13 protein-coding genes are annotated in these 25,562 nt (G+C 73.3%); 7 read left to right on the top strand and 6 right to left on the bottom strand.

Annotation, left to right across the window (positions count from 1 at the left end; all coding sequences use genetic code 11):
• Positions 1 to 62 precede the first annotated feature (62 nt).
• Positions 63 to 674: a TetR/AcrR family transcriptional regulator gene (locus tag OG524_RS14235; RefSeq protein ID WP_384499019.1), complete on the top strand. Its 612-nt coding sequence runs from the start codon at positions 63 to 65 to the stop codon at positions 672 to 674.
• Here the strand turns inward: OG524_RS14235 and OG524_RS14230 are convergent.
• Positions 658 to 4,068 (bottom strand): CDP-glycerol glycerophosphotransferase family protein, encoded by a 3,411-nt coding sequence (locus OG524_RS14230; protein ID WP_405810501.1) that lies wholly within the window; start codon positions 4,066 to 4,068, stop codon positions 658 to 660. The genes OG524_RS14235 and OG524_RS14230 overlap by 17 nt on opposite strands.
• Before the next feature lie 101 nt (positions 4,069 to 4,169).
• Here OG524_RS14230 and OG524_RS14225 point away from each other — a divergent pair, with 101 nt between their 5' ends.
• From OG524_RS14225 to OG524_RS14200, 6 genes are all read left to right on the top strand, one after another.
• A complete protein-coding gene (locus OG524_RS14225; RefSeq protein WP_405810499.1) occupies positions 4,170 to 6,185 on the top strand; it encodes a CDP-glycerol glycerophosphotransferase family protein in 2,016 nt (671 codons plus the stop codon).
• Positions 6,186 to 6,364: 179 nt separating this feature from the next.
• Positions 6,365 to 7,099, top strand: coding sequence for a methyltransferase domain-containing protein (locus OG524_RS14220; protein WP_405390446.1), 735 nt, complete (start codon positions 6,365 to 6,367; stop codon positions 7,097 to 7,099).
• Positions 7,100 to 7,110: 11 nt separating this feature from the next.
• Positions 7,111 to 8,004 carry a TylF/MycF/NovP-related O-methyltransferase gene (locus OG524_RS14215; protein ID WP_405810497.1) on the top strand — a complete coding sequence of 298 codons (894 nt, stop codon included), beginning with the start codon at positions 7,111 to 7,113 and terminating at the stop codon, positions 8,002 to 8,004.
• A 160-nt stretch (positions 8,005 to 8,164) separates the two neighbouring features.
• Complete coding sequence (locus OG524_RS14210) at positions 8,165 to 11,617, top strand: CDP-glycerol glycerophosphotransferase family protein (RefSeq protein WP_405810495.1); 3,453 nt, start codon at positions 8,165 to 8,167, stop codon at positions 11,615 to 11,617.
• A complete protein-coding gene (locus OG524_RS14205) occupies positions 11,614 to 14,475 on the top strand; it encodes a CDP-glycerol glycerophosphotransferase family protein (RefSeq protein ID WP_405810493.1) in 2,862 nt (953 codons plus the stop codon). Before OG524_RS14210 ends, OG524_RS14205 begins: the two co-directional genes overlap by 4 nt.
• The gene (locus tag OG524_RS14200) at positions 14,462 to 15,607 is read left to right on the top strand and encodes a glycosyltransferase (protein WP_405390450.1); all 1,146 of its coding nucleotides are present in this window, start codon (positions 14,462 to 14,464) and stop codon (positions 15,605 to 15,607) included. Before OG524_RS14205 ends, OG524_RS14200 begins: the two co-directional genes overlap by 14 nt.
• A gap of 54 nt (positions 15,608 to 15,661) precedes the next feature.
• Here the strand turns inward: OG524_RS14200 and OG524_RS14195 are convergent, their stop codons facing one another.
• The 5 genes from OG524_RS14195 to OG524_RS14175 all read right to left on the bottom strand — a co-directional run bounded on the left by OG524_RS14195 (position 15,662) and on the right by OG524_RS14175 (position 25,257).
• Complete coding sequence (locus OG524_RS14195; protein WP_405810490.1) at positions 15,662 to 17,896, bottom strand: CDP-glycerol glycerophosphotransferase family protein; 2,235 nt, start codon at positions 17,894 to 17,896, stop codon at positions 15,662 to 15,664.
• 169 nt (positions 17,897 to 18,065) lie between these two features.
• Positions 18,066 to 18,962 (bottom strand): carbohydrate ABC transporter permease, encoded by an 897-nt coding sequence (locus tag OG524_RS14190; RefSeq protein WP_405393201.1) that lies wholly within the window; start codon positions 18,960 to 18,962, stop codon positions 18,066 to 18,068.
• A gap of 17 nt (positions 18,963 to 18,979) precedes the next feature.
• On the bottom strand, positions 18,980 to 20,356 hold the full coding sequence (locus tag OG524_RS14185; RefSeq protein ID WP_405390452.1) for a carbohydrate ABC transporter permease: 1,377 nt from the start codon (positions 20,354 to 20,356) through the stop codon (positions 18,980 to 18,982).
• A gap of 4 nt (positions 20,357 to 20,360) precedes the next feature.
• Complete coding sequence (locus OG524_RS14180) at positions 20,361 to 21,725, bottom strand: ABC transporter substrate-binding protein (RefSeq protein WP_405390453.1); 1,365 nt, start codon at positions 21,723 to 21,725, stop codon at positions 20,361 to 20,363.
• A gap of 217 nt (positions 21,726 to 21,942) precedes the next feature.
• Positions 21,943 to 25,257 (bottom strand): FHA domain-containing protein, encoded by a 3,315-nt coding sequence (locus OG524_RS14175; RefSeq protein WP_405810488.1) that lies wholly within the window; start codon positions 25,255 to 25,257, stop codon positions 21,943 to 21,945.
• Positions 25,258 to 25,562 lie beyond the last annotated feature (305 nt).

The following is a 25,562-nucleotide window of genomic DNA, read 5'->3' as shown; positions in this document are numbered from 1 at the left end:
ACAGTAGGACGTATGTGCGTCGCAACGCAACCGTTTCGTCGTTACGGTCTATCATTCGGGCCATGACCACCCAACGGCGAACCGGGCGCCGTACCCCGGCAGGTGCCGCGGTGCTGCGCGAGGACGTGACCGACGCGATCCGCGGCGCCGTCTTCGAGGAGCTGGCCGCGGTGGGGTTCGCGCGGATGTCGATCGAGGGCATCGCCCGGCGGGCGGGGGTGGGCAAGACCGCCGTCTACCGCCGCTGGAAGTCCAAGCTCCACCTCGTCCTGGACCTGGTCGCGGCCGTCGCCGCCCAGGGCATGCCGGCCCCGGCGACCGGTTCGCTGTACGGGGACGTGCGCGCCGTGCTCGAACTGGCCGCGTACGCCCTGCGCCACCCCGTCGCCTCCCAGGTCATCCCGGACCTGCTGGTCGAGGCGGCACGCAGTCCGGAGATCTCCGACGCCATCAAGGCCGCCCTGCTCGACCAGCAGCAGGGCGTGGCCGCCGTGGTCGTACGGGCGGCGGTGGCCCGCGGTGAACTCCCCGAGGGCAGCGACCCGGACCGGGCGCTGGACCTGATCGTCGGCCCGCTCTACTGGCGCCTCGTCGTGGTCCGGGGCGACCTGCCCAAGGGGTATCTGGACGACCTCGCGCACTCGGCCGTCGCGGCCCTCAGGAGCGGTCGCTGAGCAGCCGGTCCGCGACCCGCCCCGCGGCACCGCCGTCACCGGGGCCGCAGTGATCCCGCCGGAAGGCCGCGTACGCCTCCGTGTGCGCGGCCGCCGACTCCGGGAGGGCCCGCAGGGCCCCGGCCACCTCGTCCGTGTCGGTGAGCAGGGGGCCCGGTGCGAGGGCCTCGAAGTCCAGACAGAAGCCGCGCACCGTGTCCCGGTAGTGCTCCAGGTCGGGCGTGTGGAACAGCACCGGGCGGCCGGTGTGCGCGAAGTCGAACACCAGGCCCGTGTAGTCGGTGACCAGCACGTCCGCGATCAGCAGCAGCTCGGCGGTGACCGGGTGCGCGGAGACGTCCCGCAGCGCGGGGCCGTCCGGCACACCGCCCGTGACCCGCGGATGCCTGCGGACGAGCACCGTGGTGCGGTCGTCGAGCGACCGCACCAGCGCGGGCAGGTCCAGGGCGGGCTCCCAGCGGTACAGCCGGGACCGGCCACCGGGCACGCTGCCCGGCGGGTGCGCGAGCTGGTCGCGGTAGGTCGGCGCGTAGAGCACCACCCGGTGGCCGTCCGGGATGCCCAGCCGGCGGCGTACCCGCTCGGCGGTCTTGTCCCCGCCGGGCGCGCACAGCAGGTCGCCCGCGGGTGAGCCCGCCTCCAGGACCTCGCCCCCGTAGGCCAGCGCACGGCGCAGGTGCGGGGTGGCGCGGGCGCCCGGGGAGACCAGGACCGACCACTGGGCGGAGCGGTGCGGCAACGAGGCGAGGTCCTGGTGGTCGGCGTACAGGGTGCCGGTGAGGTCCAGGCCGAACCGGCCGAGCGGGGCGCCGTGCCAGGTCTGCACGACCGTCTGGTCCGGGCGCCGCTCGAACCACACGGGCAGCTGCCCCGCCGTCACGATGCGGCGGGCCCGCGCCAGCGCCTCGTACCAGGCGGTGCTGCCCGCCAGGACGGGAACAGCGGTGTTCGGGACCTGCGCGGCGGCGCCCGCGGACCCGTCGGTGACCCACAGGTGCTCGACGTCCGTGCTCCGGCGCACGAGCTCGGCGTGCACGGCGCGCGGGGAGTCGCCACCTGTGTGCCCGCCCGCGTAGAGGACGACGTCACGCAGCGGGAGCCGACGCTGCGCCGGGTGGTGCGCCGTACGCAGGAGGCCCTGGCGGTACGCGCCCCGTTCGGCCTCGCCGAGCGCCGGCTCGGCGTGCACGGTCAGCCGGTCGCCGTGACGGCGGTCGGCCCGGAACCCGGCGGCGGAGCGCACGGGCAGCCGGGCGGCGAGGGCCGCCGTCACCCGCACGGGCCGGCCGTCCAGGCACACCTCCCAGTCGCCTTCGCGCGGCGGGCGGGGGAGCCGCGCGGCGAACCGGCCTCCCCGGTGGTCGACGGAGCCGTCCGCCACCGGCTCCACGGGGACGGTCAGGGTCTCGCCCAGGGTGCTGTGCCGCAGGACGAGCGCGCCGGCGACGTACGGCGCCCCCTCGACGCGCAGCCCGCCGTCCGGTGCCTGCCTGACACGGTCCACGAACGGGTGACCGGTCGGCTCCAGCACGAGATTGCCCTCCGCGTCCGCCAGGGCCGGTGGCGGCAGGTCCGGGGCGGCGGCCAGCGGGACGCGGACGCCGTCGGTTACGAGGGCGGCCCGCCATCTCACCCCCTGGTCGGGTCCGTCGGGTCCGTCGGGTCCGTCGGGTCCCTCAAGGCCCGCAAGTCCCGGGAGTTCCGCGACGGGGATGCGCACCGTGAAGCGCCCCCCTTCCCCGTACCGCACGGGGAAAGCGCGCTCCGTCGCCCCGTCGCGGGTCAGCGACAGGGCCGTCGGCCGGGCGGCGGGCCCGTAGAGCCGGCCCGACAGCTCCAGGCTTTCGGGCCCGCCGTCGTGCGTGAGGGCCAGGGCGGGCAGTTGGGCCACGGTCAGCCGGAGCCGGCCGTCCCGGTAGCCGAGCACCGCGCGCCGTCCCCCGCCCAGGTCGTGGACGAGCGGCTGGGCGGCAGCCGCCTCCACCGCGCGCAGGGCCGCCCGTCGTACGACGCCGTGTCCGGCCACCACCACGCCGACCAGCCAGGTGCCCGGACCGGTGCGCCCCGGGTCGAGGACCATCTCGAAGCCCGCGTGGTCGTAACAGTGCAGCTCCTGACCGGAGTCGGCGGTCGCCTCCGGCATCCGGACCGTGCGCACGGGCACGGGCCTCAGCCGTCTGCCGCCCGCCTCCCGCACCAGCCCCGCCTTCAGCGCGTGGCGGGCCGAACCGGCGGGGAGGTTGCGGACGTACGCGTATCCGCGCAGACGCAGCTTCCCGTCCTCGCCCCACGACGCCTCCGTCAGCCGTGCCACGGCCGGCAGATCGCCCCGGCCGAGCCGCGCACCGGCTCCCGCGACCCCCGGGTGCACCGCCCGCCGCCGCCCGGGCAGCCCCTCGACCGCGAACGTGCCCGTCCCGTTGGCCCGTTCGAACGCGAGGACGGCCAGCAGCTCGTCCAGCCTGCGCTCCCGCACCAGCCGCCACCTGATGCGCGCCTCGACGGGCAGCCCGTCCAGCACCGCGCCGCCCGCCCGGTCGAGGAAGGCACCCGCGCCCGCCATGAACGCCGACCGGTAGGCGGGCCCGCCCATGGGCAGCCCCTCCAGGAAGTACACGAAGTCGTCGCGCAGACAGGACGTGTCGTACCGCCGCCGCTGTTCCGGATCACGGTCCGCCAGGAACGCGCTGACCTGCTCGCAGGCCGCGATCCGGTCCCGTACGCCCCGCACGTCCGTACGCCGCCGGGTGATCGAACCCTCGCGCACCCGCCAGCAGTAGACGTGCTCGCTCAGCACGTCCACCGATCCGGCGAGGTGGTGTGCCGGGATCATCACGGGCGTGTCCTCGTAGAGCTTGCCCACCGGGAAGACGAACCCGTGCCGGTCCCAGAACGAACGCCGGAACACCTTGTTCCAGGCGACCCGGTCGGCCAGCAACCGGGCGTCGCGGGTGATGTGGGTGCGGGGGCGGTCGGCGGTCAGCCAGCGGTACTGCCACGCCTGCTGCCGCCCCTGCGCGGTCAGCCGCCACACATTGCCCGTCACCAGGTCCGAACCGGTCGACTCCAGGGACGCCACCATCCGTTCGTACGCGTCGTGGACGACGACGTCGTCGCTGTCCGCGAACGCGAGGTACGGAACACCGGGAGTGCTGTGGGCGACGCCCGTGTTGCGTGCCGCGCTCAGGCCCGCGTTGGGCTGATGGACACAGCGGAAGCGGTCGTCCCGGGCGGCGAAGTCCTCCGCGATCGCCCGGCTGCCGTCCGTCGAGCCGTCGTCGACGAGGATCACCTCGACGGCCTCCAGCGACTGGCCGGCCAGTGAGCCGAGGCACTCCTCCAGATACTCCTCGACGTTGTGCACGGGGACGACGACGCTGAGGAGTGGCTTCATGTACGGCTCAACCCGGGTGAGCGCCCCGGGTCACCGTCGCTGACCCGAACGGGTGAGTACGGGAGGGGTGCGGCGCGTGGTCCGCACTACGCTCGGCTGCCATGCTCCTCAGTGTCGTCATGCCCGTCCACCGCGTTCAGGGGTACCTGAGGGCGGCGCTGGAATCGCTGATCGACCAGTCGGTACGGGACTGGGAACTGATCGCCGTCGACACCGGCCCGCCGGACGGCGGCGCGGACATCGCCCGGGAATTCGCCGGGCGTGATCCCCGGGTACGGGTGCTGCGCCCCGCGCGGGGTTCCGAGGGGGCGGCGGGCTCCGAACACCTGGGCGCGGCCCGCAACGCCGGGGCCGCCGAGGCGCGCGGGACCTACCTGCTCTTCCTCGACGGGGACGACCTGCTGCTGCCCGGTGTGCTCGCGGAGATCGCCGCCCGGGTGGCGGACGACCCCCCGGACGTGCTGCGCCTCGGCCACGACCGCGTCGACTGGTGGGACGGCACACAACCGGGGGACGCCCTGCCCGCGGCCCGGAACCAGCTCTTCCGCCGCGCCTTCTGGGCCGCCCACGGACTTCGCTTCACCGACGGCCCGTACGACGACGTCGTGCCCGTCCTGCGCGCGGCCCTCCTCGCCGCCGACGCCGGCACCCTCGCCGCCCTCGACCGGGTCTGCGTACGCCACCGGCTGCGCCGCACCGGCACCTTCGCCACGACACCCGGCCGCGCCCACTTCGCCGTCATCGACGCCTACGCACGCCTGATCGCCGGTACCGGCGGCGACCCGCGCGTCCTGGCCGCGCGCTCCGCGCACCTGCGGGCCGTGCTCGACGACCCGGGCCGGATCGCCCCCGGCGATCGCGCGGCCTTCTTCCGGGCCGGCGGGCTCCCCGGCCGCTACGCCGCGCACCGCGTCAGGGAAGCCGTGCGCTCCGGGCGCACCCGGGCGCGGAGCGCCGTGCGCGCGGGCCGGAAGTCCCTGCGCGCCCACGTGATGCGGGCCCTCTACCGCGCCGACCTGCACCGTCCGCTGGATCCCCGCCTCGCCGTCTACGGGGCGTACTGGAACCGTGGCGTCGCCTGCAATCCGGCCGCCGTCTACGCCAAGGCCCGCGAACTCGTCCCGCACATCCGCGGTGTCTGGGTCGTCTCCTCGCGGCACCGTGACCGGATGCCGCCCGGGGTGCCGTACGTGATCGAGGGCTCCCGCGCCTACTGGCGGACCATGGCGACGGCCACGTACCTGGTCAACAACTCCAGCTTCCCCGGGGGCTTCACCAAGCGCCCCGGCCAGATCTACCTGCAGACCCACCACGGCACGCCGCTGAAGACCATGGGCCTCGACCAGCGTCCGTACCCCGCCCTCACCAACGGCGTCAGCTTCGAGCGGATCGTCGCCCACACCGACCAGTGGGACTTCAGCCTCTCCGCCAACCCGCACACCACCGAGATCTGGGACCGGACCTACCCCTCCTCGTACGAACACCTGCCCGTCGGGTACCCGCGCAACGACGTCTTCTTCGACGGCACCTCGGAGCGGACCGCGAAGATCCGGGCGGAGCTCGGCATCGCCCCCGGCCGGACCGTCCTGCTGTACGCGCCGACCCACCGCGACTACCACCGGGGCTTCGTCCCCCGTCTCGACCTGGAGCGCCTCGCCCGTGAGCTCGGCGAGGACCACGTCGTGCTCGTGCGGGCCCACTACTTCTACGGGCGCTCGGCCGGGGAGGTGGCGGGGGACCGGGTCGTCGACGTCACCGGGCACCCGTGCGTCGAGGAACTCTGCCTGGCCTCCGACGCGTTGATCACCGACTACTCGTCCCTGATGTTCGACTACGCCTGCCTGGACCGCCCGATCATCACCTACGCGCCGGACTGGGCCGCCTACCGGGCCTCACGCGGCACCTACGTCGACCTGCTGTCCGGGCGCCCCGGGGACACCCCGGGAGCCGTCGCCACCACGGAGGACGAACTGCGGGCGCTGCTGCGGACCGGGGCGTGGCGTTCGCCGGAGACGGCCCTGCTGCGCGCCGCGTTCCGCGACCGGTTCTGTCCGTACGACGACGGGCACGCGGCGGAACGCGTGGTGCGGCGGGTCTTCCCCGTCCGGCCCGGGTGAAGCTCCGTGCCCCCGGGGTGAAGCTCCGTGCCCCCGGGGTGAAGCCCCGCGCCCCCGGGGTGAAGCCCCGCGCCCGGGGCGTGAACGAAGCCCGCGTCACCCGTACGGGGCGACCCTTCCGCACCCCGTCCTCGTTGTGTTCAACAGGGCGCGCACACATCGCAACGTCGGGAGGGCCCATGCACCGATCCGCCTACGAGCAGATGGAACTCTGCATCCGGGAGTACCTGCCCACGTCCCGCAGGCACCGCGTCGTGGACCTCGGCTCCCGGATCTCCGGCAAGCAGACCCGTACGCACCGGGCCCTGCTGGCGGGCCACGACATCGACTACTTCGGGGTCGACGTGCTCGACGGTCCCAACGTCGACGCCGTGATGACCCGGCCCTACCGGATCCCCGCCCGGTCGGGCAGCGCCGATGTCGTCCTCTCCGGGCAGGCGTTCGAGCACATTCCCTTCTTCTGGGTGTCGATGCTGGAGATCGCCCGGGTGCTGAAGCCCGGCGGGCACGCCTTCATCACCGCCCCCTCACGCGGTCACGCCCACGACGCGCAGGACTGCTGGCGCTACTACCCCGACGGCTTCCGCGCGATGGCCGCCCACTCCCGCCTCGAACTCCGCGAGGCGTACACGGACTTCCCGCCCACCAAGGGGATCTGGCACGACTACCGCTCCATCGACGCCAAGGCCGCCTACTGGGGCGACTCCGTCGGTGTCTTCCGCAGGCCCGAGCACCCTTCCCGGCCGGTGGCCCGGCTGAAGGGCCGGCTGGCCGCGTTCGCCGTGCGGGAGACGGCGGTCTGGTGGGCCAACCGGGTCGGCGGGGTGGACCGGGTGCCGCTGCCGCGCCCGCTGGACGGCCGGGATCGGTGCGGACGGGCGGAGAGCCCGGCGAGCGCATCAACGACAGGTTGACGAAAAGTGACATGAGTCGCAAAGCGCGCGTACTCTCCGGCCCCATGGCTTGGCGCAACGCCGTCAACGGCGTCCTTCAGCAACTCACCGGGTACCAGCTCAGGCGCACGATCGTGCCCGCTCCCCGCACCGCCCCGGAACCCGTCGCGACGGATCCGGCGGACGCGGCGGCGCGGACCGCGCCCGGAAAGCCGGCCGCCGCGAAGAAGCCGGCGCCGAAGGCCGGACCACAGTTCCCGGCCGACTACGACGACGAGGCGAAGGACATCATCCGTGCGGTCAAGCCGTACACGATGACCTCCCCGGAGCGGCTCAACGCCTTCGTCCTCGCCACCCGGCACATCGTCAGGCACGGCATCCCGGGCGACATCGTGGAGTGCGGCGTCTGGCGCGGCGGTTCCATGCAGGCCTGCGCGAAGACGCTGCTGTCGCTCGACGAGACCGGGCGCGACCTGTACCTCTTCGACACGTACGAGGGCATGACCCCGCCCACCGCCGAGGACCTGCGCCGCGACGGCAGGCCGGCCCGGGAACTGCTGGACGCCCAGGGCAAGGACCGGCCGATCTGGGCCGTGGCATCGCTGGAGGACGTACAGGCCGGATTCGAGAACGTGCCGTACCCGAAGGACCGCATCCACTACGTGCGGGGCAAGGTCGAGGACACCGTGCCGGAGCAGGCCCCGGAGCGGATCTCCATCCTGCGGCTCGACACCGACTGGTACGCCTCGACGCGGCACGAACTGCGACACCTCTACTCGCGCCTGGTCAGCGGGGGTGTGCTCCTGATCGACGACTACGGTTACTGGCAGGGATCCCGCCAGGCCGTGGACGAATTCCTGGAGGAGACCGGCGAGCAGCTGCTGCTCCTGCGGATGGACGAGGGCCGTATCGCGGTCAAACCCTGAAGCCGTCGCCGGACAGCGGTCGTTGCGAGCCCCGTTGCCTCCCGGCACGGGGCTCGTTCGTCAAGAGGGTCCGGCGATCGAGGGCTCCCCGATTGCCGGACCCCCCAAGCAGCAGACCAGTTGACCGATGTCGTCCGCCCGGAAGGATCGTGCGCAGCGCATGGCACCCCGCCTCACCGTCGTCGTCCCGCTCTACAACGTCGAGGAGTACCTCGGAGCCTGCCTGGACTCGCTCGCCGAGCAGACCATGGCCGACCTCGAAGTCGTCATGGTCGACGACGGTTCGAAGGACCGCAGCGCGGACGTGGCCATGGAGTTCTCCCGGAGGGACCCGCGCTTCCGGCTGATCCGGCAGGACAACGCGGGGCTCGGCGCCGCACGCAACGCCGGGGCCGCGCAGGCGCACCCGGAAGGGGAGTTCCTGGCGTTCGTCGACAGCGACGACGTCGTCCCGCCCGGCGCGTACGCCCGGATGCTCGGCGAACTCGACGCCTCCGGCTCGGACTTCGTGACCGGCAACGTGCTCAGGCTCCGGGCGAACGGCGCTCTCGAACAGTCCCCGATGTTCCGCCGGCCGATGGAGAAGGCCCGCCGGGCCACCCACGTCACCCGGGACCGGATCCTGCTCGGCGACCGCATCGCGTGCAACAAGGTGTTCCGCAGGGCCTTCTGGGACCAGCACGCCTTCGCCTTCCCGACCGGCGTCCTGTACGAGGACATCGCCGTCGTCCTCCCCGCGCACTTCCTGGCCGGCGGCGTCGACGTCGTCGAGGAGCCCGTCTACCACTGGCGGGACCGGGACGGCTCGATCACCACCCGGCGCGCGGTGCCCCGGGGCATCCGCGACCGGGTCACGGCGGTCACCACCGTCAGCCGGTTCCTCGCGGAACGGGGCATGACCGAGGCCCGGGGGCACTACGACGCGCATGTGCTCTCCGGCGACCTGTGGCTGTTCATGGAGGCGCTCCCGGACGGCGACGCGGAATTCCACGAGGCCTTCCTCACCCATGCCAACGCCTTCGCCGACACCGTCGACCCGGCCGTCCTCGACGCGCTGCCGCTGCATCTGCGCGTCAAGTGGCAGCTCATCCGGGAACGCAGGATGTCCGAGCTGCTGGCCCTCCTCGCCCACGAGTCCACCGACCGTGACACCTTCCACGTCCGGGGCCTGCTCCGCCCCCGGGCCGAGCACCCGGGTGTCGAAGGCCCCCTCCCGCGCCGGGTCGCCACCCTGTCCGCCGCGGACCTACCCGTGCACGCGCACCTCACCGAGGCGGTGTGGCGGGACGGAAAGCTGCACCTCAAGGGCTACGCGTACGTCCGCAACGCCCCGGGCCGCTCGGCCGGGACCGGCTGGCTGCGGTCGGGCAGGCGGCTGATGCCCCTCCGGACGCGCACGACGGCGACGGACGAGGCGACGGCCGGATCGGGCCGCTCGCTGCACGACTACGGGCGCTCCGGTTTCGAGACCGTCATCGACCCGGCCCGGATCGCCGCGAAGGGAACGGGGCGCGGCGCCCGCAGGGTGTGGAAGCTGGAGTCCGTCGTCATCGGCGCGGGGCGCCCGCGCCGGGGCCCCATGCGGCTGCTCGGTCATCCGGCCGCACCCGCCGTGCGGTACGTCGACGAGCGCACCCGGATCGTCCCCGTGCTCTCCGGCAACAAGCTGGAGCTGCGCGTGGAGCGGATCGACGCCGTGCTCGCCGGGCACCGGCCGACGGAGGCCGGGAGCGGGGTACGGATCGCGGTGCGGGTCCTGGACGGGAGCGAGCCCACGGCCCTGCGGATCCAGGAGTGGCGCACGAAGGAGACCCGGGAGTTCCCGTTGGTGGTCAGCGGCGAGACGGACGGGTGCACCGTCGCCGCCGAGGTGCCGCTCGACGCGTTCCGGCGCTCCGACGGCGACTGGGGTGTCCAACTGGTCGGCGGAGCGGGCCGGCTGACGGTGGCGGCCCGCCCGGAGACCGACGCCGGACGCTATCCGCTGGCCGGAGACCGGGAGGTGTACGCCGCGGCCAACCCCTCCGGCGACCTGGTCCTCACCGACCGGACCGCGCAGCCCGTCGTCGGACGTGTGTCGTGGCCGGACGGCGGCGGCCTCGTCCTCGAAGGAAGTTGCCCGGCCGCCCCCGGGCAGCCGCTCGAAATGGTCCTGCGGCACAGCGGCCACCAGGAGGAGACCGCCTTCGCCGTGGAGCGCACGGGAGAGTCGTTCCGTACGGAGCTCGTGCCCGGGGCGGTCGACGGCATCGGCGGTACCCTCCCGCTCGCCGAGGGCCGCTGGTACCCGTTCCTCCGGGCACCGGGCGAGCGGGACCCGGAGCGCTACCTCCCGCTGCGCGTGGTGCACCAGCTCCACGCGGGGCTGCCGCTGGGCCAGGAGTCCGGCGGGCGCCGCTTCACACTGGAGCGGCGCTTCCACGACCGGCTCTGCCTGGAGTCCGGCAGCACCCTGCCGGTGCGGGACCGGGGAGCGTACGGGCAGCTCCGGTTGCGCGCCGGGTACGCCGGCGCGCGCGGCGGTGAGCTGCGTGAGGCCGTGCTGTACTCCAGCTTCGACGGACGCCAGTACTCGGACTCGCCCCGCGCCGTCCACGAGGAACTGGCCCGCCGCGCCACCGGCGTCGAGCACCTCTGGGTGGTGCGGGACCAGCAGGCCGCCGTGCCTGCCGGGGTCCGCGCCGTGGCCCTGCACAGCGCCGAGTGGCACGAGGCGCTGGCCCGCAGCCGCTGGATCGTCACCAACACCCAGCTGCCCGAGTGGTTCGAGCGGGCCGACGGCCAGTTCGTCGTCCAGACCTGGCACGGCACCCCGCTCAAGCGCATCGGCCGCGACCTGGAGGGCAGCCCCCACGCGGACACCGCCTACATGGCGTCCATGCCGCGGCGCGCCGCCCAGTGGAGCGTGCTCGTCTCGCCGAACAGCTTCTCCACACCCGTCCTGCGCCGCGCCTTCGGGCACACCGGCGAGGTCCTGGAGTGCGGCTACCCGCGCAACGACCTGCTGTACGCCCCGGACCGGGCGAAGGTCGCCGCCGCCGTACGGCAGGCCCTCGGCGTGCCCGACGGCCGCCGCGTCGTCCTGTACGCCCCCACCTGGCGCGACGACGGTCCCAGGCGGAGCGGCCGGTACGGGCTCGATCTCCGACTGGACCTGGAACAGATGCGGAAGGCGCTCGGCGACGACCACGTCCTGCTGGTGCGCCGCCACTACCTGGTCGGGGGGAGCGTCCCGGAGAGCGACTTCGTCCGTGACGTGTCGCGTCACCCCGACGTCGCCGAGCTGATGCTGATCAGCGACGCGCTGGTCACGGACTACTCGTCCCTGATGTTCGACTTCGCGCAGACCGGCCGGCCGATGGTCTTCCACACCCACGACCTGGAGCACTACCGCGACACCCTGCGCGGCTTCTGCTTCGACTTCGAGAACCGTGCCCCCGGCCCGCTGACCCCCACCACGGCCGGGGTCGTCGAGGCCCTGCGCGACCCGGAGGCCACGGCCGTCGCCCACAAGGAGGCGTACGACCGCTTCCGCGAGTCGTTCTGCGACTTCGACGACGGGACGGCGGCGGCCCGGGTCGTGGACCGCATGCTGAAGGGGGACCAGGCGTGAGCGGCCCCGACTTCAGCTGTGTCGTCATCGCGGCCCCGGGCGGGGAAGCGGCCCTGCGGGCCTCCGTGGAGTCCGTGCTCGACCAGACGCTGCGTGCCGTCGAGGCCCTCGTCGTCCTGCCCGCGGACGGCGGCCCGGCCCTCCGCGCGGCGGCCGCGCCACTCGCCGGGCGTTCCCCGGACCGTGTGCGTCTCCTCGACGCCGACGCCTGCGCGGACCGCGTCGCGGCCCTCCGCAACACGGGTCTGGACGCGGCCCGGGGCACCTACGTCCTCGTGCTCGGCGACGGCGAACGCCTCCAGGAGCACGCCTGCCGCAACCTCTGGGACGCCGGCGCGCGCACCGGCGCCGACCTGGTCGCCGGGCGCTGGAGCCGGCTCACCGGGGACGGGGACAAGGAGCAGGAACCGCCCTGGCAGCAGCCGCTGTTCGAGCGTTCCCGCGCCGTCGGCGGGTTCGCCGACGCCCCCGGACTCGCCGTGCACGACGCCCTGGTCACCGGCTTCTGCCTCCGCCGCGAGGCGCGGGAACGGCACGCCCTGCGCTACGGCGAGGACCTCACCCGCAGCGAGATCCTGTTCGGCCCCCAGGCCGCCGAGGCGGTGGGCCGGATCGCGCTCGTCCGCCGCCGGATCGTCTCCGGGCGTGCCGTCCCCGACGACGGCCGGGACCTCACCGGACTCGTCGAGGCACACCGCAGGGTCGGTCACCTCCTGAGGGCGCGGGGCCGGGCCGGGCTGTGCGAGGAGCGTGACGAGGCGTTCCTGCACGACCGCCTCGTACCGCTGGTGCGCACCTTCCCGCTGCTGCCCGCCGCCGAGCGGGACCGGATCGCCGCGACGGCCTCCCGGGTGCTCCCCGACAGCGTCCTGGAGAGGGTCCTGCTCACCCTGCCGCCCGCCGAACGCGCGGCCGTCCGGCTGCTGGAGCGCGGTGACGCGGACGGGGTGCTCGCGGCGGCGTACGCGCTGCGCCGGCGGGGCACCGTGGCCGCGCCGCTCACCGTGGCGGACGACGGGCGCGTGTACTGGCCGGGCGGGGAGGCGGACCCGGCGCTCGACGTCACCGGACTGGGGCACCAGCACCGCACGTTCGGCGAGCTGCGGCTGATGAACCGGCTCACCCGCTGTGAGACCGACGGCCGCCGGGTCCTGCTGGAGGGCCATCTCGTGCTGCCCGCGCACACCGGCCCCGGACCGTCACCGAAGGCCCATCTCGAATTCCGCGTACGGGACGGCTCCCGCTCCTTCCGCGTGCCCGTGGACGAGCTGCGGCGCGACGCCACCGGAATCCACTGGCGCACCCGCGCCGACCTCACCCGCGCCCTGCGCCCCCTCGGGGTCCGCGACACCGTGTGGGACGCCCGGATGGTGGTGGAGGACGGCCGGACCCGTGCGGTCAGCGACCTCTTCGCCGCCCACGACCTCGTCGGCCCGGCGGACCGGTTCCGTGCCCTGCCCAGGCTCGGCCCGGCGGCCGGGGACACCTGGCAGCCCTACGTCACGCTCAAGGACCACCTCGCGCTGCGCCTCGAAGCGCACCGCCGCCCCGCCCGCACGGCCGGGCGCCTGGTCCACTACGCCACCCACTTCCGCCCCGCGCGCCGGGTCAGGCTCCTGCTGCGGAGCCTGCGCAGGCGCCGCGACCGGCTGTACGCCCGGGGGTTCAAGGTCTCCGTCTACCACTCCTGGCTCCTCCGGCTGCCCGTACGCAAGGGGTCCGTGGTCTTCGAGAGCCACATGGGCACCTGTTACGGCGACAGCCCCCGGGCCGTCCACGAGGAGGTGCGCGCGAGGGGCCTGCCACTGCACTGCGTCTGGTCGTACGACAACTCCCCGGAGGGCTTCCCGGCCGACGGCGCACGGCTCGTACGCCGGTGGTCCTGGCGCTATCTGTGGGCGCTGGCCCGGGCCGAGTACTGGGTCGACAACCAGGGCTTCCCGCAGCACCTCGCGAAACCGTCCGGGACCACCTACCTGCAGACCTGGCACGGTTCGGCGTACAAGCGCATGGGTTTCGACGAGACCCGGGTGCGCCTGCTGAACGCCCCGCAGCGTGAGCGGCTCCAGCAGGCCGTGCACCGCTTCGACCACTTCCTCGTCCGCTCCGAGCACGACGTGCGCACCCTCGCCCGCGCCTACCGGCTTCCCGAGCGGACCCTGCTGCGCACCGGGTACCCGCGCAACGACACCCTCCTCGCTGCCCGGGCCAGGGACGAGGCCGAGGGGCGGCTCCCGCGTCCTGCGCTCGCGGCGCGGCTGGGGCTGCCCGACCACCGCAAGATCGTCCTGTACGCGCCGACCTTCCGGGGCGGGCCCGGGAAGCAGAAGCGGCGGCGGCTCCTGCTGGACGCGGCACGCTTCGCCGAGCGTTTCGGTGACGAGTACACGCTGCTGGTGCGGGCGCACTACCTGGGGGCGGCGAGCCTGCCCGTGTGCCCGCCGGGGACGGTCGTGGACGTCTCGGACCACCACGACGTGAGTGAACTCCTCGCGCTCGCCGACGTCCTGGTCACCGACTACTCGTCCATCATGTTCGACTACGCGCTCCTGGACCGGCCGATCGTCCTGTTCGCGCCCGACCTCGACGCGTACGCCGCCGACCGCGGCAGCTACTTCGACCTGCGGGAGAAGGCACCCGGGCCGGTGGCCGCCACCGAGGACGAACTCTTCGACGTACTGGCCCGGCTGAAGGCCGCGGACACCGGCTTCCAGGAACGCCGTGCCGGCTTCGCCCGGGAGTTCGGCGCCTACGACCGGGGGGACGCGGCACGGGCGGTCGTCGACACCGTCTTCGCCCGGTATCTGTCCGGAGCCACGAACACCGGTATCGGGAGGTCCGCCGATGAGCGGCCGTGATGTCTTCATCGTCTCCAACAGCACGGACGAACTCGGCGGGGTGACCGGCTGGATGCACCGGACCGCCCAGCTGTTCCAGCAGCGGGGCCACCGGGTGCACACCGTCGGCATCCACGCCGCCGAGCTCCGGATGGCCCTGCCCGACCCGCCGGAATACCCCGTCACCGCCCTGTACCCGGCTCATCCGCCGACCCCCTGGGCGCCCAAGGGGGTGCGGGACCGCTTCCGGATCACGGCCCGGCGGAACGAGGCCGCCCGCGCAGCGGACAAGCGGCGGGCCGTCGGCCGGCTCTCGGAGATCTTCCGTACCGCGGCACCCGGGGGCGTGGTGATCGTCAGCCAGGTCTGGGCGATGGAGTGGGTCACGGAGGCGGACACCACCGGCCTGCGGGTCATCGGGATGAGCCACGAGTCCTACGACTACTCCCGGGCGAGCCACCGCTACCGCTGGATCAAGAGGCACTACGCGGGCCTCGACCGTTGGCTCGTCCTCACCGAGGAGGACGCCGACAGCTGGGCCGGCGACGGGATGAACAACGTCGGCTTCATGCCGAACGCGCTCGCCGCACTGCCCGACGTGCCCTCCCCCCGGCGCGAGAAGTCGGTGGCGAGCATCGGCAGGCTCACGGACCAGAAGGGCATCGACATGCTCCTGGACGCCTGGGCACTGGTGGCCCCGCGGCGCCCCGACTGGCGCCTGGACGTGTACGGGGCCGGTGAGGACGGAGTGAGCCTCAGGGAGCAGTGTGCCGGCCTGGGGCTGGACGGGTCGGTCGGCTGGCGGGGGCCCACGGACGACGTCCCGGGCGCGCTCGCCGCCTCCTCCGTCTTCGTCCAGTCCTCACGCGGCGAGGGCTTCCCGCTCGCGCTGCTGGAGGCCATGGCGAGCGGTGTGCCGTGCGCGGCCTTCGACTGCGCGCCCGGGGTGCGCGAGATCGTGCGCGACGGCGAGGACGGACTGCTCGCACCCGCCGGGGACATCGGCGCGCTCGCCGACCGGCTGCTCAGGCTCACCGGCAACCCCCGGCTGCGGGACGCGATGGGGGACCGGGCCAGGACCAACGTCCAGCGGTTCTCGGAGGCGGCGACCGTCCGCCGCTGGGAGGAGCTGTTCGCGTTCCTGGAACGCTGAGTCAGAGGCCGGGGTGGGCCCGGGGTGCGGGCCTGCTCCCGCACCCCGGGGGCCTCACCCGTTCGTGTACTCCCGCACCGGCACCTGCCGGGGCACCCCGGTCGGGCCCCGGCTCGTCAGCGGTACGGGCAGCGGCAGCCCGGCGGTGTCGTCCAGGAAGACCCGGCGCACCACCCGCTCCGCCGCGTGCCCGTCGTCGTACGGACAGAACCGGGACCGGAACGCCGCCCGCCGCTGCGCGGACCGGGGGCCGCGCCAGTCGTCCGTGGCGAAGATCTCGTGCAGCTCCTCCTGGTTGCGCGCCACCGCCCCGGGAGGGAACGCCTCCAGATCGAAGTACGTGCCGCGAGCCGCCTCGTACGCCTGCCTGTCCTCCAGATGGAGGACGACCGGCCGGTCCAGGTTGACGTAGTCGAACATCAGCGACGAGTAGTCCGTGATCAACGCGTCCGAGGCGAGGCAGAGTTCCTCGACGGACGGGTGGGCGCTGACGTCGATGATCTGCGGATGCGGGGTGCGCCCGGCCGTGGTCCTGGCAGCCTCGTCCAGGTAGTGCGAGCGGGCCAGGACGACGAAGTGCGGGCCCAGGACCCGGACGAGCCGGCCCAGGTCCAGGGAGTGGTGCTGGGCACGCCGGTAGTCCCGGTGGGTCGGTGCGTACAGCAGGGCGATGCTGCCGGGCGGGACGGCCAGGCGCTCGCGCAGCCGCGTGATCTGGGCGGGGCCCGCGCGGTGGAACACGTCGTTGCGCGGACTGCCGTACTCCAGCGTGGTGTAGCCGGACGGGTAGGTGCGTTCCCACACCAGCGTGGAGTGCTGGTTGGCGGACAGCGAGAAATCCCACTTGTCGGCGTTGCGGAGCAGCTGCTCGAAGTCCATGGAACCGGCCGCCGCCGGACGGTGTACGAGATCGGTCCCCATGGTCTTCAGGGGCGTCCCGTGATGGGTCTGCAGCAGTACCTGGCTCCGTCTCTTCACCAGCCGGCGATCGAAGTTGACGTTGTTCACGAGGTACTTGGAGCGGGCCAGGGCCGTCCAGTAGGCGAACGTCCCCGGGTGCAGCACCCGGGTGGCCGCCGGGACGGTGTGCATGTCCTCGGGACGGCAGATCCAGGAGGTGCGCAGCCCGGGGACGAGCGCGCGGGCCGTGGCCTCCAGCGCCGCCGGGCTGCAGGTGTAGCCCCGGTTCCAGTAGGCCGCGAACACCGCCTCCCGGGGCCGTACGGGCAGCCGCAGCTGGAGGCGGTAGTGCAGCTGGAGGACCGCGCCCCGCACCGCACGGCGCAGCGTCGTGGTGCTCCGGCGCAGCCGGCCGCGCAGCTGCTGCGCGGCCCACAGGGCGCGGTACGTGCGGTGGGCGCCCAGCCGGAACAGCGCGTGCCGCAGCCGGGTCCGGCCCGGGACGGGGGCGCCCGGGGTGCGGTAGCGGCGGCAGTGGGCGCGGGCCCGGCGGAAGAACGGGGCCCGGCTGCCGCGCGGAAGCCGGGCGTGGGAGGTGTACAGCGTCGAGAAGTGGTCGAGCATCCGGCGGAACATCACCGGCCGCCAGAGGGCGAGTTCGGGGCGGGCGTCGATGAAGGCGAAGACCCGGTCGTACTGGTCGAACACGTCGAAGTGCCTGCGCGTGGTGGTGGAGAGGATGTTCCCCCGGCGCCGCTGGCGGTAGCCGACGCAGACCGCGTCCAGGACGGCGATCGATCCGGCGGCCATCAGCACCGGATAGGTCCAGGGGGTGTCCTCGTAGTAGCCGGGCGGGAAGGCGAAGCCCTCGGCCTCGACGAACTCGCGGCGGTACGCCTTGTTCCAGACGACCATCAGGACCTTGAGGAGCTCGGGCCGTTCCGCGAGCCGGAAGGAGGCGGAGCCGGTCTCCGCGAGGTGATGGGCGAAGGTGTTGCGTTCGCTCTCGCCCGACCAGTACGTACGGGCGTAGTCGTAGACCAGGACGTCGGGCCCACCGGTGGCCTCCAGACGGTCGGCGATGGTCTGCAGCGCTTCGGGGGTGAACGTGTCGTCGCCGTCCAGGAAGAGCAGGTAGTCCCCGGCCGCCCGGGCCACACCGGCGTTCCGGGCGGGGCCGAGGCCGGAGTTGTGCGGGAGGTGCACGGCGCTGACCCGGGGGTCACGGGCGGCGTACTCGTCGGCGATCGGGCCGCAGGCGTCCGGTGAACAGTCGTCGACCACGATGATCTCGTAGTCCTTGAAGGACTGGTTCAGCACGGAGTCGAGACACGCGTGCAGATACGCCTGGACCCGGTACGCGGGCACGATGACACTGAACCGGGGCACAACACATCCAGGGGTCGCTCGCGGGCGGGCAGGTGGCCCGCAAACGGCCGATGGAGTGACATGGTTACGCCGGATATGGCATTCGGGGGAACAGCGAGGTAGGGCGGCCCGGTCACGAGTGAACGGGCCGCCCTGGTGTTGACGAACGAATGTGCTGCGCCGAATGGCGTTACTTGACGGCGCCCGCCATCACACCGGACACGAACTGCCGCTGGAAGGCGAAGAACACCACCAGCGGAATCACCATCGACACGAAGGCGCCGGGCGCCAGCACGTCGATGTTGTTGCCGAACTGCCGGACCTGCTGCTGCAGCGCCACGGTGATCGGCGGGGAATCGGAATCCGCGAAGATCAGTGCGACCAGCATGTCGTTCCACACCCACAGGAACTGGAAGATCCCGAGCGAGGCGATCGCGGGGCCGCCGAGCGGCATCACGACCCGGGTGAACACCCGGATCTCGCCCGCCCCGTCCAGCCGTGCGGCCTCCAGGAGCTCGCGCGGGATCTCGGCGAAGAAGTTCCGCAGCAGGAAGATGGCGAACGGCAGGCCGAACGCCGTGTGGAACATGATCACGCCGAAGGTCGTCTCGAAGATCCCGATCGTGCCGAAGAGCTCGGAGACCGGGATCAGGGCGACCTGCACGGGGACCACCAGCAGCCCGACGACCACCAGGAACCACCAGTCGCGGCCGGGGAACTCCATCCAGGCGAAGGCGTATCCGGCGAGCGAGCCGATCACCACCACCAGGAACGTGGCCGGCACGGTGATCAGGACCGTGCTGAGGAGTGAATCGGTGATCGTCGAATTGTCCAGCAGCCGCTGGTAGTTGTCGAAGGTGAGCTCGGACGGGGCGGTGAAGATCTTCCACCAGCCGGTCGCCGCGATGTCCTCCGCCCCGCGCAGCGAGGACAGCAGCAGTCCGATGGTCGGCATCAGCCAGAACAGGCCGACCAGGACGAGGAAGACCCGCATGACCCCGCCGCCCGCACGGGCCGCGATCCGCGCGCCGAGAGGCGGCCGGACCTTCACCGGCTCGGGCACGGCATCCGTGGCCCGGTCCGACATCACCGGCTCGGTCGTCGTCATCGGCGTCCCTCCTTCCGCATCCTGCGGATGTTGAACAACATCACCGGGATCACCAGCAGCAGCAGGAGTACCGCGATGGCGCTGCCGATGCCCAGGTCCGCGTCCGTGCCGAACGAGGACCGGTACAGCTGGAGTGCCAGGACGTTCGCGTCGTCCTGGGAGGATCCCGGCGCGATGATGAAGACCAGGTCGAAGATCTTCAGTACGTTGATCATCAGGGTGACCAGCACCACCGCCAGGACCGGTGCGAGCATCGGGACCGTGATCCGGCGGAACACCTGCCACTCGTTCGCACCGTCCACCCGGGCCGCCTCCAGGAGCTCGCGCGGCAGGCCGGCCAGACCCGCGGCGATCAGCACCATGGCGAAGCCCGCCCACATCCACACGTAACTGCCGATGATCCCGGGCGTCACCAGGGACGGCCCGAGCCAGTCGACGCCGTTGTACGGCTCCCGGAAGTTGTCCGCCGGGAGCCGGATCTGTGCGCCGTCGGCCGAGGCGGGCAGGGTGAACACGCCGTCCGCGCCCGCCGTGGCCGAGGCGACGACCTTGCCGTCCCTGACCGCCTCGACCGTGATGCCCTTGAGGCCGAGCTCCTTGGGGTCGACGACGTTGGGCTTGCCGCCCCCGCCCTTGGTGAAGTCCAGCCACGCGGTGCCGGTGATCTTCCCGTCGGCCGCGGCGGTCGCGTCCTTCGCCGGCCGGGCGTCGCCCGGCATCTTCGCGGGCGCCACCCCCACCAGCGGCAACCGCACCGCTTCGCCGGCCCGCACGGGCTCCTTCGTGACGAAGGAACCGCCACCGCCCGCCTTCAGCGGGTGCACCGGGAGCGGATGCGCCTTCGGGAAGCCCGAGGACGCGGAGAAGGTGTCGTGCACACCCACCGCCACGGCGTTGGCGACCCCGCGCTCCGGGGCCTGGTCGTACACCAGCCGGAAGATGATGCCCGCGGCCAGCATCGAGATCGCCATCGGCATGAAGACGATCAGCTTGAACGCCGTACCCCACCGGATGCGCTCGGTCAGCACCGCGAAGATCAGCCCGAGAACGGTGGCGACCGTCGGCGCGAACACGACCCAGACGGCGTTGTTCCTGACCGCCGTACGGATGGTGTCGTCCGTGAACAGCGCCCTGTAGTTGTCGAGGCCCGCGAAGCCGGTACCCGCCTGGTCGAGGAAGGACCGGTAGACGGAGTACACGATCGGATAGACGACGAGTGCGCCGAGCAGCACCAGGGCCGGCAGCAGGAACGCCGCCGCGATGACCCTTCGGGTGCCGGTCACACTCTTGGGTGTGCGGACGCGCGAGGGTCCGTAGAGACGTCGGCCGGCGGGGGGCACCGGGTCGGAGCCCCCCGCTTTCACTGTGCTCATCCCGTCAGCTCTTGTACGCCGCGGCCGCGTCGGACTCCAGCTTCGTCTGGGCCCCCGCGATGTCCTTCGGGTTCTTCAGGAAGTCCTGGAGGATCTTCCACTCGCCCTTCCCGGGCGTTCCGCCGAACGACTGCGGGGCCTGGTCGGACATGTCGAACCGGACGTCGTCACCGGCCGCGATCAGCGCCTCGGCCATGGTGCGCTGCACATCGTTCGGGTACGCGGCCGCGTCCAGCGACTTGTTGGGCGAGATGAACCCGCCCTCCTCGGCCCAGATCTTCGCCGCGTCGGTCGAGGCGAGCCAGGTCAGCAGCGCCTGGGCGCCCTTGCTGTCCTTGAGCGCCACGGCCGCGTCGCCGCCCGTCACCACGGGGGAGTCCGCGCCGACCGCCGGGAACGGGAACACCTTGGCGTCCGTACCGATCTTCGCCTTGGTCTGCGCGATGTTGATCGAGACGAAGTCACCCTCGAACACCATGGCGCCCTTGGGCTGGTCACCCCCGGTGAACGTCTGCGTGACGGACGTCGGGAACTCGGTCTGCAGGGCGCCGTCCGCGCCGCCCGCGATGAGCTCCGGCTTGCCGAAGAGCTCGGCGAGGGTGGTGAGGGCGTCCTTCACGGACGGGTCCGTCCACTTGATCTCGTGCTTGGCCAGCTGGTCGTACTTCTCCGGGCCCGCCTGGGAGAGGTAGATGTTCTCGAACCAGTCGGTGAGCGTCCAGCCGTCCGCGCCGGCGACCGACACCGGGGTGACACCGGAGGCGGAGACCGTCTCGGCCGTGGCGATGAAGTCCTTCCAGGTCTTCGGCTCGCTCGCGCCCGCGTTCTCGAACGCCTGGGAGTTGTACCAGACCAGGGACTTGTTGGCGGCCTTGAAGTAGACGCCGTACTGGGTGCCGTCCACCGCGCCGAGGTCCTGCCAGACCTGAGCGTAGTTCTGGCCGAGCTGTGCCTTGGCCTCCGCGCCGACCGGCTTGGCCCACTTCTTGGCCACGGCCTGCTGGATCGCGCCCACCTGCGGGATCATCGCGACGTCCGGCGGCTGGCCCCCCGCTATCTTCGTACCGAGGAAGTTGACGATCGGGTCCTGCGCCGGGACGAAGGTGACCGTGGCCCCCGTGCGCTTCTCGAACTCGTCGAGCACCTTGGTGAAGTTGGCCTGCTCGGGGCCTGTCCAGACCGCGGCGACCGATATCTTCTCGCCGTCCAGTTTCGGCAGCGTGACGCTCGACGGACTGTCCTTGCCCGAGCCGGACTTCTCGCTCTTCGTGTCCTTGCCGTCCTCGCCGCCACCGCAGCCGCTGAGTGCCAGCGCTCCGATCGCGGTGAACACCAGTGCGGCCCTACGCATGCGAAGGGTTGTGCGCATCCCTGCCCCGTCTCTTCTGTGTGCACATGCGTGGACCGGGACCCACGGTGCGTCTCTCGGGGTGCCGGTCGCGACTCGCATGGTGCGGTTCAACTCGTCGTCCGTGCGCACAGTCCTACGCCGGGTCCACGGGTGCCGCAATACCGGTACGGCCTTCAGCGTAGAGATCGTGATCGGCTCGTGACGTCGTGTCAAAACTGTGGAGACGGGACGAAGTTCACGAGTGGGAAGGGGGCAACGGGGGGAGCCGCTCGGCGTTCACCGAGCGCGCCGCCCGCTCCAGGGCGCTGGCCAGAAGAGCGAGGTCGGTGGGTCCGTTGCCCAGCTCACGGACCTGCCGGCGGGCCGGCGGATCGCCCATCCGCTCCCACTCCAGCGGGACGACGACGGGGCGCAGCGTCGCCGTGCGCGGGATGCGGCCGGTGACCCGGCCGCCCTGGAACGGCGTCACCCGGCCGTCCGGATGCCCCAGCCGTCCGCGGCCCGGGGCGGCCTCGTCCGGTGACGGCGGTACGACGGGCGGGTCGAGCACGATGCGCAGCCGGGCCCCGCGCGCCAGCTCCGTGTCCTCGGTGCGGTCCGGGCGCGCGGAGGTGGCGACCAGATGGACGCCGAGCCGTCCGCCGTCCCTGGCCACGGCCTCCAGCACGCGCACGACGGACCCGGCGGACGGGCGGCCCGGGCTGCCGAGAGCCGGGGCGACCAGGGCGTCGAAGTCGTCGGCCAGGACGACGAGCCGGGGCAGCGGGGAGGGGCCGGGGTCCATGGACCGGGCCGCCGCGGGGCGCAGCCGCAGGGTGCCGCTGGCGGGGGACTCGATGTCGCCGCGCTGTTCGGCGGCGCCGGAGGGGCGCCTTCCGGTGAGCGTCCGCGATTCCTCGTACCGCGTGTGCCATTCGGTGAAGTCCAGCTGTCCGAGCAGCTCCGCGCGGCGCTTCAGCTCACCGCCGAGCGCCTGGGCGAACTCCCGCATCCGTACGGGGTCGGAGGCGACCAGATGTGTGAAGACGTGCGGCAGTTCCGTGCAGGGGCGCAGCCCCTCGCCGCGTTCCCCGCGCTCACCACCGGCACCGTCGATCAGCAGGATGCCGAGCCGGTCGGGCCGGGCGGCGGCGGCCAGCGAGGCGGCTACCGCCCGCAGCAGCTCCGTACGGCCGCTGCCCGCCGGTCCCTCGATCAGCAGGTGCGGTCCCTCGTCGGCCAGATCGACGGACAGGGGGCCATGAGGGCCGGCGCCGAGCACGAGCACCGGGCGTCCCGCGTAGCCGGAGGCAGCGGGTGCGGCGGCCGGCGCATCGCGCCGCTGGGCGGGCACCGTGCCCGCCGGGGCGTAGGGGGAGCGGCCCGAACCCCAGCTGGTGGGTCCGCCGCTCCGGAACGGCGTACGCCCCGGTTCGGGGGCCTCGCGCTGCTGGCCCACCCGGGGGCCGGTGCTCAGGGTGCGGCCGGAATTCGCCGTGTCGAGGTCCGCGCCGGCCGGGGCCGCCGTGCGCACCGTGGCACCCGGCTGGTCCTCCGCCGTGGACGCCCAACGGGCCATCAGGGAGGCCGGGGTGGCTCTGGCCAGGCCCAGCTCGTCCAGCAGCCGGGCGGACGGGGGCAGGGCCGCGGCCATGGGTCTGCCGGACAGGGCCGCGGAGCCCTCCTCCCGCAACGGGGCCAGGGCGCGCGCGAACCGCTCGGCCCATGCCGCCGACACCGCGTCCACCGCGGCGACGGTGCCGTGCCCGGCGGTCCGGCCGCCCGCCGTGCGCAGCAGCCGCAGGGCGGTCGCCACATCGCCGCTCAGCATCGCGACCGCCCCGCACTCACGGAAGGCGATCGAGGCCCGGCACGCGCTGTCGTAGGTCGCGGCGACCGGGGACGTGGGCGAGGCGGCCGGGGTCTCGGCCAGGCAGATGAGGTGGATACCGGCCGCCGCTCCCGCGCCGGCCAGGGCCGCCGTGGTCTCGCGCAGGGCCGCGGAACCGGGGTCGCCGTCCAGGATCACCACCGTGTGGGGACCCGCGTGCCGGTGGGCGGCCTCGGTCACCGAGGCCCGGTCGGCGCTCGCCCAGCCGGAGCCCAGCGGCCCCTCCTCCAGGCGCCGCACCAGCTCCGCCGCGCGGGCGTCCGCCTGCTCGCGGTCGTACGCCAGGAGCAGCCTGCAGTCCTGGCCGTGCATGGGCCGCAGATGCGGCAGCCACCCGAGCCAGGACCACTCGCGCCGCCGCTCCTCGGTGCTGCGGGCCCGGTCCGTGCTGATCAGCACGATCTCCAGGTCGAACGGGGAGTGCAGCGCGGCGAGCTGCGCCACCGTCGAGCGGGCCAGTCCGGACAGCCGTGCCCGGGGCCCGGCGAGACCGAGCGAACCGGCCTCCCGCAGCCCCACGGTGACCGGAACGGCGGACAGGGCGGCCCGCTCCGTCGTGCCCAGCCGTACGACGAGGGCCTCCGGGTGCGTGGTGTCGCGCTCCCACAGCCGGGGGCCGGGGCCGAGCGCCGTGAGGAGCACGGTGGCGGGATCCGGCCAGGTCCCGGCGGGGGCGGAGGGCGAAGGAGCCGGGAGGGAGGGGGCGGTGAAGGAGGGCGAGGTGTCGGTTTCGGCCTCTCCCGCGGGCTCCGGCTCCCCCTTGCCGCCAGCCAGGCGCCGTGCCCAGGCGCCTATGCCGCCGCGCCGCGGCGTCTCGCCGTCGGTGGGGCCGGTGCCGCGTACGTGGGTGACCTGCGGCCGTGGTCCGTCGGGCCCGCCGCGGTGCTCGCCGTGTCCGGCGGGCCCGTCGTCGTACGGATCGTGGCCGGTGGCCGCCCGGCTGTAGGCATGGCTGTGCCGCCCGCCGGCCCGGTCGTCGCCGTACTCCCGCGCGCCTTCGTCCGGATCCGTCCCGGGGGTGTCCGTGACGTCCGCCCGGGCGACCCGCAGATGGCCCTCGCCGTCGGGTGCCGTCGGGAGCGAGGGCGTACGGGTGCCCGTCGTCAGCCGGAGCGTCGACTCGCCCAGGCGCAGCAGGGCGCCAGGGGTCAGCCGGACCGGGCGGTCGCCGATCTCCGTACCGTCCAGCGAGGTGCCGTTGGTGGAGCCCAGGTCGGCGACCGACACCCGGCCGTCCTCGGAGACCGTGACCGCGCAGTGCAGCCGGGACACGTCCGGGTCGTCGAGCGGGACGTCCGCCTCGGCGGAGCGGCCGATGCGGATCTGCCCGCCGTGCAGCAGATGGACGCCGCCGGCGTCGGGACCCGCGATCACGTGAAGCCGCGCAGGGACGGCGTCGTCCGCCGCCTCGTCCTCACCGGGCAGCTGGAGAGAGAGCACCGCGCCGTCCACCAGGGGCGGCTCACCGAGGGAGCAGCGCTGCGGGTCGAGGCGGTCGCGCCCGGCGTACAGCACGACGGCGCCGCCGCCGAGGGAGCCTTCGGGGCCGGTCACCGCCGCGGCCAGATGCGAGGAGACGGCCGAGAGGGCGGTTCCCGCCGGAGCGGTGACGAGCACGTCGCAGGTGCGCGCCGGGGTCTGGCCGCTGCGCGGCGCGAGGACGGTCAGCCGGATCTGCATCGCCGTCAGCGGTCCCTTCTGCGCGGGGCGCCCGGCGCCCGGCAGGGGAAATGCCCTGTGATTCCCCCCACCCGGCACGGACGCGTCGTCCGGTACAGGTCGTCACGGAGCACGAGGTTGCCGACCTCGTAGTTCCGTGCTGGAGGCATCCTCGCACCTGCCACTGACAACACGCCCGGGGGTGACCGCTTAGTGATCTTGAATGGCCGACTGTGAGTGCAAAAGTTCCTGCTTGGTCCTGAACGGGGAGTGCTGCACACTCGTTCCGCAACCAACCCTTCGGCGTGAGCGTCCTCCCTCGGACA

It is taken from the genome of Streptomyces sp. NBC_01520, assembly GCF_045040375.1.
GTDB lineage: Bacteria > Actinomycetota > Actinomycetes > Streptomycetales > Streptomycetaceae > Streptomyces.
This window is presented reverse-complemented; position numbering and strand designations above follow the sequence as displayed.

Bases quoted from the DNA above. Each gene is read 5' to 3' on its own strand.
- OG524_RS14235 (WP_384499019.1), top strand. From the start codon at position 63: ATGACCACCCAACGGCGAACCGGGCGCCGTACCCCGGCAGGTGCCGCG.
- OG524_RS14230 (WP_405810501.1), bottom strand. From the start codon at position 4,068: ATGAAGCCACTCCTCAGCGTCGTCGTCCCCGTGCACAACGTCGAGGAG.
- OG524_RS14225 (WP_405810499.1), top strand. From the start codon at position 4,170: ATGCTCCTCAGTGTCGTCATGCCCGTCCACCGCGTTCAGGGGTACCTG.
- OG524_RS14220 (WP_405390446.1), top strand. From the start codon at position 6,365: ATGCACCGATCCGCCTACGAGCAGATGGAACTCTGCATCCGGGAGTAC.
- OG524_RS14215 (WP_405810497.1), top strand. From the start codon at position 7,111: ATGAGTCGCAAAGCGCGCGTACTCTCCGGCCCCATGGCTTGGCGCAAC.
- OG524_RS14210 (WP_405810495.1), top strand. From the start codon at position 8,165: ATGGCACCCCGCCTCACCGTCGTCGTCCCGCTCTACAACGTCGAGGAG.
- OG524_RS14200 (WP_405390450.1), top strand. From the start codon at position 14,462: ATGAGCGGCCGTGATGTCTTCATCGTCTCCAACAGCACGGACGAACTC.
- OG524_RS14190 (WP_405393201.1), bottom strand. From the start codon at position 18,962: ATGTCGGACCGGGCCACGGATGCCGTGCCCGAGCCGGTGAAGGTCCGG.
- OG524_RS14185 (WP_405390452.1), bottom strand. From the start codon at position 20,356: ATGAGCACAGTGAAAGCGGGGGGCTCCGACCCGGTGCCCCCCGCCGGC.
- OG524_RS14180 (WP_405390453.1), bottom strand. From the start codon at position 21,725: ATGCGCACAACCCTTCGCATGCGTAGGGCCGCACTGGTGTTCACCGCG.
- OG524_RS14175 (WP_405810488.1), bottom strand. From the start codon at position 25,257: ATGCAGATCCGGCTGACCGTCCTCGCGCCGCGCAGCGGCCAGACCCCG.